Annotated in this window: 14 protein-coding genes; 11 read left to right on the plus strand and 3 right to left on the minus strand. The window is 37.1% G+C overall.

Translation table 11 applies throughout. The features are described from left to right. Window positions 1-399 precede the first annotated feature (399 nt). The gene (locus CO050_03425) at window positions 400-1,011 is read left to right on the plus strand and encodes a hypothetical protein (protein ID PJC31289.1); all 612 of its coding nucleotides are present in this window, start codon (window positions 400-402) and stop codon (window positions 1,009-1,011) included. Window positions 1,012-1,018: 7 nt separating this feature from the next. On the opposite strand, the gene CO050_03430 is transcribed toward CO050_03425, so the two are convergent. Continuing rightward, window positions 1,019-2,056 carry a DNA (cytosine-5-)-methyltransferase gene (locus tag CO050_03430; protein PJC31290.1) on the minus strand — a complete coding sequence of 346 codons (1,038 nt, stop codon included), beginning with the start codon at window positions 2,054-2,056 and terminating at the stop codon, window positions 1,019-1,021. A gap of 1 nt (window position 2,057) precedes the next feature. Then, on the minus strand, window positions 2,058-2,657 hold the full coding sequence (gene lexA, locus CO050_03435; protein PJC31291.1) for a repressor LexA: 600 nt from the start codon (window positions 2,655-2,657) through the stop codon (window positions 2,058-2,060). A gap of 66 nt (window positions 2,658-2,723) precedes the next feature. Here lexA and CO050_03440 point away from each other — a divergent pair, with 66 nt between their 5' ends. The 10 genes from CO050_03440 to CO050_03485 all read left to right on the plus strand — a co-directional run bounded on the left by CO050_03440 (window position 2,724) and on the right by CO050_03485 (window position 12,132). Then, window positions 2,724-6,542, plus strand: a complete 3,819-nt coding sequence (locus tag CO050_03440) for a hypothetical protein (protein ID PJC31292.1) — start codon at window positions 2,724-2,726, stop codon at window positions 6,540-6,542. Between the two features lie 3 nt (window positions 6,543-6,545). Then, a complete protein-coding gene (locus CO050_03445; protein ID PJC31293.1) occupies window positions 6,546-7,259 on the plus strand; it encodes a hypothetical protein in 714 nt (237 codons plus the stop codon). Between the two features lie 46 nt (window positions 7,260-7,305). Continuing rightward, window positions 7,306-7,749, plus strand: coding sequence for a hypothetical protein (locus tag CO050_03450; GenBank protein PJC31294.1), 444 nt, complete (start codon window positions 7,306-7,308; stop codon window positions 7,747-7,749). Between the two features lie 143 nt (window positions 7,750-7,892). Continuing rightward, on the plus strand, window positions 7,893-8,240 hold the full coding sequence (locus CO050_03455; protein PJC31295.1) for a hypothetical protein: 348 nt from the start codon (window positions 7,893-7,895) through the stop codon (window positions 8,238-8,240). Next, window positions 8,227-8,490 (plus strand): hypothetical protein, encoded by a 264-nt coding sequence (locus CO050_03460; GenBank protein ID PJC31296.1) that lies wholly within the window; start codon window positions 8,227-8,229, stop codon window positions 8,488-8,490. The genes CO050_03455 and CO050_03460 overlap by 14 nt, the downstream gene beginning before the upstream one ends. Window positions 8,491-8,724: 234 nt before the next feature. Continuing rightward, window positions 8,725-9,507, plus strand: coding sequence for a hypothetical protein (locus CO050_03465; protein PJC31297.1), 783 nt, complete (start codon window positions 8,725-8,727; stop codon window positions 9,505-9,507). Between the two features lie 5 nt (window positions 9,508-9,512). Further along, window positions 9,513-10,271, plus strand: a complete 759-nt coding sequence (locus tag CO050_03470; protein PJC31298.1) for a hypothetical protein — start codon at window positions 9,513-9,515, stop codon at window positions 10,269-10,271. A gap of 128 nt (window positions 10,272-10,399) precedes the next feature. After that, complete coding sequence (locus CO050_03475; GenBank protein PJC31299.1) at window positions 10,400-10,861, plus strand: tRNA-specific adenosine deaminase; 462 nt, start codon at window positions 10,400-10,402, stop codon at window positions 10,859-10,861. Next, complete coding sequence (locus CO050_03480) at window positions 10,858-11,694, plus strand: hypothetical protein (protein PJC31300.1); 837 nt, start codon at window positions 10,858-10,860, stop codon at window positions 11,692-11,694. The genes CO050_03475 and CO050_03480 overlap by 4 nt, the downstream gene beginning before the upstream one ends. A gap of 3 nt (window positions 11,695-11,697) precedes the next feature. Next, window positions 11,698-12,132 carry a hypothetical protein gene (locus CO050_03485; protein ID PJC31301.1) on the plus strand — a complete coding sequence of 145 codons (435 nt, stop codon included), beginning with the start codon at window positions 11,698-11,700 and terminating at the stop codon, window positions 12,130-12,132. A gap of 34 nt (window positions 12,133-12,166) precedes the next feature. Here the strand turns inward: CO050_03485 and CO050_03490 are convergent, their stop codons facing one another. Continuing rightward, on the minus strand, window positions 12,167-12,358 hold the full coding sequence (locus CO050_03490; GenBank protein ID PJC31302.1) for a hypothetical protein: 192 nt from the start codon (window positions 12,356-12,358) through the stop codon (window positions 12,167-12,169). Window positions 12,359-12,370 lie beyond the last annotated feature (12 nt).

The raw sequence follows: 12,370 nt of genomic DNA on the forward strand, positions 1-12,370 counted from the left end.
TATCTCAATAAACTTTATGGTGGTTTATGTTCACTTTTGTTTACAGTTAAAGATTTTCACTAAATTGCCTGCTTTCACTGTTTAGTGAAAATGCTTGTTTGAGTGAAACTGGCTAAAGATTTGACAACTAGCGCCAAACGAAGTTAACATCGGCAAACCTTGTAGAACTAGTGGTGGTCAGTTGATCAACTTCTCCAATGAGTTGAATGGACCAGTGAGTAGGGCAACGGTACAATAATCGCTTGCAAATTCTCCAGATTTTGTCTTCAGGCTACAACTAGCCTAACCAGGCAGCAAACGCCTCGTAAACTTGGCCACGCGGGGTCAGGGCTCGTTTGTTTGAGGTGATATCCTTTTTCCGTTGTGCCATTAGAGGCTTTGTAGGATAATACCTCTTATATGGCAAATCTATTTGAATACGGAAAAAGACTACAGGAAGCAGCACTTGAGATAATCTCACTCATTGGTTCCGGTGAACACATTTCAAAACAAAAAAGCAGAAAAATAATCACCCTCTTTGTCAAAATAGATGAAATAAAAAAATCCATAGTTTCAATTTTATTTCATGACAATGGGAGAGAAACCAGTGCAAGAGATAGGATTCTGGCTTATCTTAAATCCAATGTTGGTGAAAAAGTTTCTGGGAGAGAACTTTCTCAAGTAGGTGGGATTTCTGAATATGCACGTAGAATTAGAGAGCTTCGTCATGAGCACGGCGGATGGCAAATCTCTACAGGCATGAATAGATCAGACTTAAGACCCGACGAATATCTATTGGAAAGCTTGAATCAACGGCCTGTATACGAAAGAATGAATGCCCAAGTCTGGGCTGAAGTTTTAGAAAGAGATAGCTTTACTTGTCAAAATTGTGGATGGAAGAAGGGTGATCCTCAAACAAATAATCGTAAATTCTTAGAGGTTCATCACAGGAATCCTGTTAAGGCTCAGGGTGAACCCACTATTGAGAACTTAATTACTTTATGCAATGTGTGCCACGATGCTATTGCTTAAACCTAAGCTAATAGTTTGCTTCTAAGAATTCTTTTACAGTCAGTGCTATGTTGTAGGCCAGGTTGCATGGAACAGCATTTCCTATTTGTCTCCCCACAGAAGTTTGAGACCCTACAAATTCAAAGTTGTCAGGAAATGTTTGCAGTCGAGCTCCTTCTCGGAGAGTAATGGGTCGATCTTCTGTTGGGTGTAAGTACCTTCCTTTTTCGGGTTTATAGAACTCAGTTCTAACAGTTAACGATGGTTTGTCCCACCACAACCTGCCAAACACATCTGTACTGCCAGTTGGTTTGTTACGCCAACAATCTGGTAAAAGCTCATCTGGTAAATCAAATCGATTGCCCCCAGAGGGTACAGCTTTATATCTTTTTTGAGACAACTCTGTTGGCTTTCGTTCGGTGTGCCAATTTTTACCATCAGGCTTGCCAGGTAAACCTGCAAAAGCTTCTTTAACTGTGACCCAAGGTTTTTGGGTATCGGTAAAAAGAGTTTGACCTTTTGAATCAGTGTGTGTTGGGGATGGGTGTTTTAAGCCTGTTTTTTTAGCTGCTATTACAATAGCTCTTTGTCTTCTCTGTGGAACACCGTAGTTTGCCGCGTTCAAAATCTTTGTTTCTATGTGATAACCAAGTTCAGATGTGGCCTTTCTTACCTCTTCAAATTCTTGAGAAGATAATAATTCAGGTACGTTTTCCATAATCCACACTTTAGGAGAGAGGAGGCGTACTATTCGTAAGTACTCTTTCCACAATCTGTTACGAGGATCATTTTTTAGTTGTTTGCCTAATGCGCTGAATCCCTGACAAGGTGGGCCACCAATAATAATGTCAACATCTTTGCCCACAATGCTTAATATTTTTTCGTTATCTACCTTGGTAATATCCTTGCAGATAATTTCGGTGTTTGGAAAATTCTTTTTATAAGTCAAACAACTATCTTTATCGAAGTCAATTGCTAGGGTAGAGTCAAAACCAGCCATATGGAAGCCCTGCGTCATTCCGCCAGCTCCTGCAAATAAATCGATAACTTTATATTTTTTTGCCATACTATTCTGTTCTAATTAATCCTACAAATACTCCGCGAATTTCAAGTTGCTCAGGAATAATTGTGTCATATCTGTGGTTTCTTGGCTCTAGAACTTTCTTTCCATTTTTCTCACCTAAAATTTTTAGAGTAGCTCCGTTTTCAGTAATGCCTACGACAACATCTCCAACATTGGCAGTCATTTGGTGTTTGATGAGGACAATATCATTGTCTAGAACTCCCATATCAATCATACTGTCACCCTTCACTTTGAGAGCGTAGTATGAATCGTTTTTGTTTAACTTGATATTTGTGGGAACCTGAATTGGTGTGGAATCTTCTATTGGTTCTATTGGTGTTCCAGCTGCTATGTATCCCAGCATAGGCACTGTTTGTTTCTGTGCGACAGAAATAATACCACGATTTTTGTAAGGATCACGTTTGAGGTGGCCTTTTTTCATGAGTTCCTGGACAAAGTACTGAGCGGTACTGAGATTCTCAGTTTTGAGAAACTGGGCGAGTTCTTTCAGAGAGGGAGAGTAACCCTTTGTGGAGATGAAGGAGTTTATGAAATCCAGGGCTTCTTTTTGTCTGTTTGTAAGAGGCTTGACGGATAAGGGCATATTATGATAACTTTATGATAAATCTACAGTGATGTCAAGCGGGACATCCAAAGAATAAGTATGACTATGACAATTCTAGACAAAAACTACTTACGTTTTCAATTCAGAGACAGAATCTACAGAAGTAACGGCAGTGAGTTTCAGTCATTTTTTGAAGAGGTAATGCGAAAAGCATTTTCTGATTTCAAGAAAATAAAACCATCTGGTAAGGAAGGTGACGGGGGTAATGATGGTTATGTCCCATCAAAGGGGATTTATTATCAAGTTTACGCTCCGATTAAACCAGAAGAAAGTGATTCCGATGCCGCCTCAAAACTCAAGAAAGACTTCGAAAAGAAGTTGAAAGAAAAATGGGAGTCTATATTAGATATCAAAAAATACTATTTTGCATTTAATGATAAGTATTTGGGCACAACTATAAAAATAAAAAAGGCTCTGAGTGAGCTAAAAGAGAAGAATAAAAATATTAAATTCAATTCGTTTACAGCGCAGGATTTGGAGGATGTCTTTTTTACTTTGAAGGAAGAACAAATTTTATCTTTGGGGTTTGACGTAGACTCCACTAAAGCTCTAAAAGTTGTCCGTGATTATTTGGAGAAACTTGAAATAGATTTGGATCGAGATAATACAACGTTCGTGATTAGAACTTTAGAGAATATTAAAGAAATTGCCGAGGCATTGTCAAACAATGATTTGAGTTTAGAGCTTGATATATTAGAGGCTCGTACTTTGCATAAAACTGAACAAATAGCTCTGGCGAAAGAATACTACAAATCTCTTTGCAAGAGATATCCTAACGATTCCAGGCCATTCTTATATTTGGCCGAAATATATTTAAACGAACGAGATCTCAGTAAAAATAAATCTTTATTAGATCAAGCTGAAAAGATTAGTGTAAGCTATTGGCTTTTGGAACTTGAAAAATTGATCCGCATGTACGCGACTAATGAGAAAGTTGATCTTTCCTCAGTGAAGGAAAGCACCTTCCCAAGCGATCCTCGCGTCAAAGCAAACTTCTATAGGATTTATTCCGGATTTTATGCTGAATCAGGTGATTATACTAATGCTGATAGCTTTATAGAAAAAACCATTAAACTTAACCCTGACAAATTTAGTAGCTACGATGCCAAGCTTTCGATTTTGGAAAGAAGATATTTCGCCGAGGAAGACAAGGATAAGAGGCTTGAGTTGGTTGAAAGCTTTTTGTCTGAGGTTGAGTCAATAGAAACAAAAATACAATCTTGGGGGGAAATTGGGCCAAGAAATAAAGCTATTATTTGCTTCCGTAAATTCAATGCGTTTCGAATGCGAGAAGACTTGCCAGCCGTTGAACAATGTGCCAAGGATTGCTTCGAACTTATCTTAAAATGCCATTTCGATCACACGATTGACAACCTGCTTGTTGGTATCCTTACTTTTATTGAGTTACCAGAAAGCGACCTGAAAAAACTGTTTGACTATTTGGATAAGGCCCAAAAGCAGATATCCGATGATCTGGCTAAACGGCTGATTTTCCAATTTTCTCTTAAGGGAACATTATTTACTGACGGGAAGGAATATTTTGCAAAGCATAAGAATAAAAAGTTTGTAGATTTTATATCTGATTTAGCAGACAAAAAATATGACGCAATATTAAGTTTTCTGGCAGATGATTCCTTATTTGCTGTGGCAATCGCCAATATTGCTAAGCATGATTCTGAGTTGAGGTTAAAAATAATTGAGAGTTTACCTAACGATGGTAGTGTTCAAAAAGATAAGCTCTTGCTACTTCTGAGCTACGATGAGGGCGACATGGATAAAGCCTTTGACCTTCTAAAAGGCTTTGATTTATCAGAAATGGGTTACTTGGAATCTAGGCAAGTCCTGAAGATAGCTCAAAGCAAGAAGGCATGGGATTTCACAATCGTTTTACTAGAAAACCTATTGCAGCATGAAAAAGATCCAAAGTTAGTTTTGCAACTCAGACTTGATTTGTTTACTGCAAACTTCAATTTGGACAAGTTCAGAGAAGCTGCTCAGACTGGTGAGGAGATTTTGGCAGACAAGCTGCAATTAAGTTTCCTAAGTGACAGGAATAAGGAAAGTCTTTTGGGCCAAACAATCTTGTCTAAAATCAACCGTGGAGAATTTGAGCCAGCGAAGCAACTTTTGGAAAGTTATCCTACTTTGATTACTTCACACGATTTTGTCTTGGGTGTTAAGGTTGATGTCTACCTGAAGAACAATGATGCACAAAGGGCTCTAGAGGCAATTGTTGAAGGAGTCAGGCTTATAAAAACACCTAATCCAGAACAGTATGCCCGTCTTTTTCTTTACTTTACTGAAATCGGCAATAGGATGGATTTGCCTCTTACTTCTCTTGAGAGTGTTATAAAAAATAGTTTTGTAAAACTTAAAGATCAAGACCAGTGGTATTTTATTGGAGAAGATGAAGAATTGGATGCCACGAAAATTGTGCCTAAAGACGATCTTTACCAATTGTTTTTAGGTAAGAAAATTGGAGAATCAATCGAATTTGAAGAAAAATACAGGGCCACAAAGAGAAAACACGAGATAGAGCTAATTTTCCCTGTTGAGAGATATATTCTTTGGCAATGTAGGCATTTTGCGGAAAAGTTGACTGTCGAGAAGCGCTGGAAAGGAATGGAAATTATAGATGTTCCGAGTACGGCTGATGGCGGAATAGATCCCAAATATCTTATTGCAAGGTTAGAGGATGATAAAAAATCTAGAGGAGACTTTTTTGATATGTACTCACAAAAACGTCTTCCTTTAGCTTTTCTTGCTGTTAACCAAGGTGGTCTTCCTGGTGCAATCGGAGCAATTCAAATGGAGCAAAAAGGTTATATTCATTTTAGTTCTGGTGATTTGGACGAAATTAATCAGCAAAAAGAAATAGCAAAGCGAATCATTTGTGGAGAAAAGTTTTATATAGACGGGACTTCAGCTTTAGTACTAAGCGAAACAGGGTTATTGGCTGATATTTATCAGCATTTATCTGGTTTAACAGTTCCTCAATCAGTAATTACTCTTTTACTTGAGATTAATGATAAGTTTCGAGTTGTCCCTGGACAGGCAGGCAATATGGCATATTCACAAGGTAGACTAGTGTTTTCATCAGTCGATCCTGAGAAGAGAAGGAAAATTCGAAGTAATTTTTTGGAAGCCATAAAGCTTTTGGAATCCAAGCCAGAAAATGTAGAGGCAATTTCAAAAGCAAATAAAACTGGAGAGTTTTCCGAGAGGGGAATTGAGCCAGCTCTTAGTGATGCTTGCATTTTAGCACAAAGAGATCAGTTTCTTGTGTTAACAGAAGATTTTACATATCTCAAAGTGAACGAATTAGAGACAAAGAAAACTGCTCCAGTTTATTGCTCAGCCTTCTCTTTAGTAAGAGTGCTTTATGAGATGGGTGAAATCGGATTTGACAAATACCTAGCATTCTTTAGTTATTTGGCTAGCTACCGATTTAGATTTCTACCAATTACAGTCGAAGACATCGAAAAGTCAGTATTTGGGGATGGAGATATCAAAGCATTTGCTCCAGAAAATATCCGATTATTTAATTTCCCATTAACGCTGTCTGAGGATTACGGAGTTCCATTTGATAGGGCATTTCCTGTTGTAGGTAGGTTTTTGGTAAAAATCTTGATGGACGACGCTTTGGTCCCAGAGATGGTGGATAAAATTTTTGTTGAAATATTGGAGACTTTCCCAACCAAGAATAAGAAAGAGTTGGGTCAAATGTTTTTAACTGTGAGTGTGAGAGTCATTAACAATATTCAAAAACGAATGGTGGTTAGTACGAAGGTGCAAGAAAAAGTTGATTCTTTGACCAGACTGATCGAAATTTATGATGGAGAAGGAATAATTATTCCCCAATGAGCTATGAAACAAATAACATCGATAATTAAATTCAGATATGGACGAATAAAAGATGTTTCTAGTCCACATAAAGACAAAAACCGAGTTGAGGTGTGTTTGAAAAAGATGGCGGACAATGCCATTGAGGTTGTTTGTTCATTTGAAGACACTGATATATCCAAAGATCAAGCAATAGACTATGCAATTAAAGCAACAGATATGATCGCTTTAATTAATTCGTTGAAAACAGAGGTTAACTCTGAATGTAGCTACAACGTTAAAATGCACTGGCAGGAAAGTGATGGAGCTTCCATTCAAGGGAGAGTTTCTTTGCAGGCTCGTGCAGCTGCTGCATCTGAGGTCAATTGTGAAATCTCAGGGTGTTTAAATATTGATGTTGAAAATATTCAAGATTCAATGAATCATCAACAATCATTTGAGTGTTTTAATAGGGCTCTGCAACACAAGGAGTCAGGTCAGCAGGATACAAGTGCTATAGCAATATGGCTTCGATTGTCTTGGGAAGCATTGCAAATGGAACTTGGTTTGTCAGAACAGCAACTAAAGAAGGAAGTTGTAAGAGACAAAATTCTTTCAGATAAAATTTTGGGTGATTTTAAATACTCTGTCGGTGAGTACTATGTCCATAAAAAAAGAAGATCTGGAGGAAATAAAAAACCTATTTCCATAGAATCCTGTACTAATAATATGCGAAAAATCCTCCTACATTATCTATGACTGCAAGCTAGATATGGAACATAAAGCCAATAATCAATACCGCACGATGCTTAGAGCATATCAGGAGCTCGAAAGGATTAGTACCAATAACGGAAACAAAATCTCTTTTGCTGATCCAGATTACGAAGTAAGAAACTTCTTCATCCATTGCTATCATCTCAAGGATAGTTTGAAAAAAGATTCAACTATTACTCTCAAGGAAGATGTCGAGAAATTTATTACTAGAAGCAATTCACTTAGCCTTGCTGCGGATTATGCCAATTCTTTCAAGCATGGTGGTTTAGATAGAAAAACTAGATCAAACAAAACTCTGGGCAAAACAAACAAACATCTGCGTCTTGATCTGACATCAACTGGTTTTGTCGGTTCTGCCCGGATGGAATTGACAATAAGTGGAGAAAAATATGATGCCTTTACTCTTGCTACTGAATGTATCGATGAATGGAACAACTATCTTAAAAGAAATGAGATCTTATTTAAAGATGAATAGTTAAAAATCTATTTATTTCCTTCACCGTCCACTCCGGATACTCCAATTCGCTCACCCAATCAATTCGTCCGAATTCATACCATCGTTCGAGCCCGATAAGACAAAACTTCGAATTTGTGTAATGCCTCTGTTATAATTCAAGGGTGATAATTACATCGGATAAACCATATACAAAACAGCAAATTGAGAAGCTTAAGGAGCAGTTTGATGTATATATTAAGACAGTAATTGATGTAGATAGAAAAGTTTGCTCTGCTGGATGTGATCGTCATTTTGATAGTGAACAGGTGCTGCTAAAACAAGATAGCAAGCAAGAAAGCATATGGGGTGGAGGAGTAGATTTAGAGACAAAGATGATAGATTTCAATTCATTTATCAACATTAGGCCTGGACAGGATAATCGAAGTAATGAAATTCAAAATTCTAAAGTAAGAGATAAATATGAAAAATTAACTAAATTTTTCTTTCAGAAATTATATGGAGAAAAATAAAATTGCTATTTCATCATTAGCGCTTGATCTAAGACGCGTTGCTCAGGCGTATTACCGATCTTCTGATAGGGTTGCGGAGAGATTCATGAGCGAAGCAATTAGAAGAAAAGCAGAGGTAGATACTAGCTTAACGCCTAACTACATAAGAGAGCTTTTGTATAAAGTACAACAACGTTCAACAGATCCAAAAAAAGATGCCGAAAAGTATCTAATGTACAGTGTTCTTTTTCAGAACTATGCAGTTACATAGGTTCTAACCACGTCTCCTTCTTTCATTCCTTCAACAAGTTCAGGACTATTCAGAATCTAGGATTCCTCAATATTTTCGGAACTTGCAGCATACGGGGGAGCTAGGCCGAGCGATCGGCGTAGGTTATCAACAAGGGGTGCGTCTTGAGAATCGTTCCCAACGACCACTTGACAAACCCAGTTGGATTGTTTATTCTATAAGTAGATAGTGCCTATAAAAGGGTACTTAAGCTATATGAAACAAACTATATTAAATACTAATCAAAGCACACTTCTCGAGAATCTGATCGTCAAACACGGCCAGATTGTGACCTCTGAGCAGATTTATGACCAGGCTGAGGGTTCGTGGGATCAACAGAGGACAAAGAAGGTCATTGCTAAATTAACCCAAAATGGCTGGTTGATTAGAGTGAAAAGGGGTTTATATGCCATCTCTGACTTGAGTAATCGCGGGTTTTTGTCCCTGTCGCCTTCTGTGGTGGCTAGTCTCCTGGTTAAAGATTCCTATGTTTCTTTTGAGTCGGCTTTAGCATATTATAGTATGTTTGATCAGCTTACTAACAAAACTATCTCTATTTCGCGAGCGCAATACAAGTCAGTCCAGTTGCAATCAGTCGAATATAGCTTTGTGAAAGTGCTAGACAAGTGGTTCTTTGGCTGGCAAGAGGTGACTATTGATAATAAGACGGTACATATGGCGACTGCTGAAAAAGCCTTAATTGACATGATTCAGTTCCATAAAAGCAAATATACCGTTGATTTAGTGGTGGAAAAGCTCTCAATGTATAAAAGCTCACTAGATTTGCAAAAAATGATTGAATACTTGGGTAAGATGTCTTTAACTACCATTAAGACATTTGGTTTCCTGTTTGACCTTTTAAGGATTGATTCTAGTGACCTTTATAATCAAGTTAAGTTAAAAAGTACTAACTTGATGTTGTCTCACGATGCTAAATTTAATGCCAAATGGCGACTCTATTACGACGAGTATTTTGATAAATATCAGTCAGTTAAATAATCCCTATGCTTACTCGGCAACAACTTGAAATAATCAATCGGAAAAGCTTACGTTATCCGTTGCACGTCGCCGAAAAGGATTATTTCCTAGCTCTGGTAATGCAAATTATTGCAGCTTCCTCGACTGGCAAAACTCTTATTTTTAAGGGTGGTACAGCTTTACACCATTGTTATTTGGACCAGTATCGTTTTTCCGAAGACTTGGATTTTTCTTCAAATCGGATGCCATTACCCCTTGAAGAGATGCACAATATATTTGATAACATCGATTATTTGAGTATCAAGAAAGAGTATCTCTCTAATGCCACTATTAAACTAGAAAAACTCCAATACTCCGGACCACTGCTTCAACCCAACTCGCTCAAGGTAGAAATTGATTTCCTGCAAAATGTGCTACTACCTTCTCAAACCTTGGCTTACAACAATGTCTGGGGTGTGGATTTTATGGTTGCTATTATGGATATTAAAGAAATATGTGCTGAGAAAATCCGAGCTATGAGTGATAGAGCTCGTTACCGGGACTTTTATGATATCTACTTACTTTTGGAAAAGTACAAGTTGGATCTGGATGAAATTGTCTCGTATGTCAGGCAGAAGGAAATTCGCCGACCTATCACCAAGGCTAGCATTCAAACCAACTGGAAGGTGATTGCGACCGAAAAAGAGCAGGAAATGGGCCAGATCTATTACTCCAAGCAGATAGAGGATAGTCAGATTGAGACACTAATCCAAAGTCTACCTTTTGACAGTATTGTGGCTGTATAAATCTTTATGGAAGGCTGAATGAATAGCTCAGAAGCTCATGTACTTAAGGGAGCAAACGAGCTTAGCTCTTATTTACAGCCCCTTATAAAGTAGGTGGGTGGATTACTCGAACTTGGTATAATTCCTTCATGCAAGTAAAGAAAGATCAAGATTTCATGCTTCTTGCTATAGAACAGGCAAAGAAGGCTAAGGAGACCGGAGATTTACCTTTTGGGGCAGTAGTTGTATACAAAAATAACGTTATTGGGAGTGGTAAAGCAGAAGACAAATCAACAGCAGATGTAACTGCCCATGCAGAGCTTAATGCGTTGCGTGAGGCTTGTAGAAAACTTAAAACAGATAATCTTGAAGATTGCATAATCTACTGTACTAATGAGCCCTGTGTTATGTGTGCAGCTGGAATTTTTCAGGCTGGAATACTCAGAGTTGTGATTGGAGCTTCCAGAGCTGATCTGTCACATATATTAAGACCCAGAAAATTAAGCATAGATGATTTGGTTATAGATTCAGGTCACAAGATAGAGATTACAAGAGGAGTTCTTAAAGATAAGGCGCTTGAGTTATTTGCAGATATAAATAATAAGTCATGAAAATACTAATTATTGGTGCAAGTTCATATGTAGGAGCAAGGATATATTTTGACTTGAAAGATAAATATGACGTTGTGGGAACATATAATAGCAATCCACTTTCGAGTTCTTTTATTAAACTAGATATTACTAGTAAAGGAGATACAGATAGAATACTTAAAGAGCTAAGACCAGAAATTGTAATCCATGTAGCTAACTATCCAAGCCCACGAAGTGCAGTAGGCAATGAAGATAATTTTATCAAGTTAAATGACATGGGAACAGTTAATGTTGTCAATAGTGCAAATGAAATAGGAGCAAAAGTAGTCTTTATTTCCTCTCAAGCAGCGAATAATGCCAATAATATTTATGGCAAACTTAAAGCAAAGTCGGAAGAATTGGTAAAAAAGACAAAAGCAGGATATTTAATTATACGCCCATCGTTGATGATTGGGTTTAGTCCAAATACAACTAACCCAAGACCATTCAATCGCATTCTCAAATGTTTGGATGCTACAACAATAGGTGAATTTGATACTACCTGGAAATTACAACCAACTTACGTGGGACATTTATCACAAATCATTGATAAGGCGATTGGTAATTCTATATGGAATAGATCCATACCGGTATTTATAGATGAACTTGTAACTCAATATCAGATTGCACAAGATTTACTAGGAGAGTTTGGCATCAAGGTAGCTAAAGTAGATCAACACATAAATATTCCTCCTAGCAAGGATGATACAAGCTTGTTTAAGTCATTTAACTTACCTCCTTATACCTATGCAGAAATGATAAACCTTATTGTTAGAGAAATAAAAGAGCGAGGAAAGTTTAAGTTGGATATATAAATTATGAATACCAGTAAAGTAATCAGAGAATTAGAACAAAAATATCCAGGAAAGAAAATTGTTAAGAATCAAGAAGAAAATCCCACCGAGATACTTTGTGAGGTTGAGCCAACAAAAGAGCATCCAGATCATAGCCTAGCTATAGCAGTTATAGATAAAAGCATTCCCCATGTACATAAGAAAACTACTGAAGTTTACAGGATTATAAAAGGTAAATTGAAATTATATGTTGATGAAAAAGTAATAAATCTAAATGAAGAAGATAAATATGAAATTGAGGCAGGACGAGTCCATTGGGCAGAAGGAAAGGAAACTTGGTTGGAATGTTATTCAAAACCTGGCTGGACGTTTGAAGATTATATTTTGATTGATCATAATAAATTTGCAGTATCTACGTATGAAAATGGGGTCAGCCACCTTTTTCTAGTAAATAACTAACTCATTAAAAGTAGTGGGTAGGTGCTCAAATTATCTAGGTTTTCTTTTCTGTATTTCTTCTTGTGCGTTTTTGATTCTTTCTGAATATGGAACTCCTGCGTAAAAAAGCTTTATTCTTTTCTACTGTGTAAGGAGTTTTTTGTCCAAAAACTGAGAGAATATTATTTCTAATTGGTACCCACTGACTTGTAATCAAAATTGTTATGAATAAAATTAAGTATTCCACATTTTGATGGTA

This window comes from Candidatus Roizmanbacteria bacterium CG_4_9_14_0_2_um_filter_38_17 (assembly GCA_002788855.1).
Lineage (GTDB): Bacteria > Patescibacteriota > Microgenomatia.

Bases quoted from the DNA above. Each gene is read 5' to 3' on its own strand.
- CO050_03425 (PJC31289.1), top strand. From the start codon at position 400: ATGGCAAATCTATTTGAATACGGAAAAAGACTACAGGAAGCAGCACTT.
- CO050_03430 (PJC31290.1), bottom strand. From the start codon at position 2,056: ATGGCAAAAAAATATAAAGTTATCGATTTATTTGCAGGAGCTGGCGGA.
- lexA (PJC31291.1), bottom strand. From the start codon at position 2,657: ATGCCCTTATCCGTCAAGCCTCTTACAAACAGACAAAAAGAAGCCCTG.
- CO050_03440 (PJC31292.1), top strand. From the start codon at position 2,724: ATGACAATTCTAGACAAAAACTACTTACGTTTTCAATTCAGAGACAGA.
- CO050_03445 (PJC31293.1), top strand. From the start codon at position 6,546: ATGAAACAAATAACATCGATAATTAAATTCAGATATGGACGAATAAAA.
- CO050_03450 (PJC31294.1), top strand. From the start codon at position 7,306: ATGCTTAGAGCATATCAGGAGCTCGAAAGGATTAGTACCAATAACGGA.
- CO050_03460 (PJC31296.1), top strand. From the start codon at position 8,227: ATGGAGAAAAATAAAATTGCTATTTCATCATTAGCGCTTGATCTAAGA.
- CO050_03465 (PJC31297.1), top strand. From the start codon at position 8,725: ATGAAACAAACTATATTAAATACTAATCAAAGCACACTTCTCGAGAAT.
- CO050_03470 (PJC31298.1), top strand. From the start codon at position 9,513: ATGCTTACTCGGCAACAACTTGAAATAATCAATCGGAAAAGCTTACGT.
- CO050_03475 (PJC31299.1), top strand. From the start codon at position 10,400: ATGCAAGTAAAGAAAGATCAAGATTTCATGCTTCTTGCTATAGAACAG.
- CO050_03480 (PJC31300.1), top strand. From the start codon at position 10,858: ATGAAAATACTAATTATTGGTGCAAGTTCATATGTAGGAGCAAGGATA.
- CO050_03485 (PJC31301.1), top strand. From the start codon at position 11,698: ATGAATACCAGTAAAGTAATCAGAGAATTAGAACAAAAATATCCAGGA.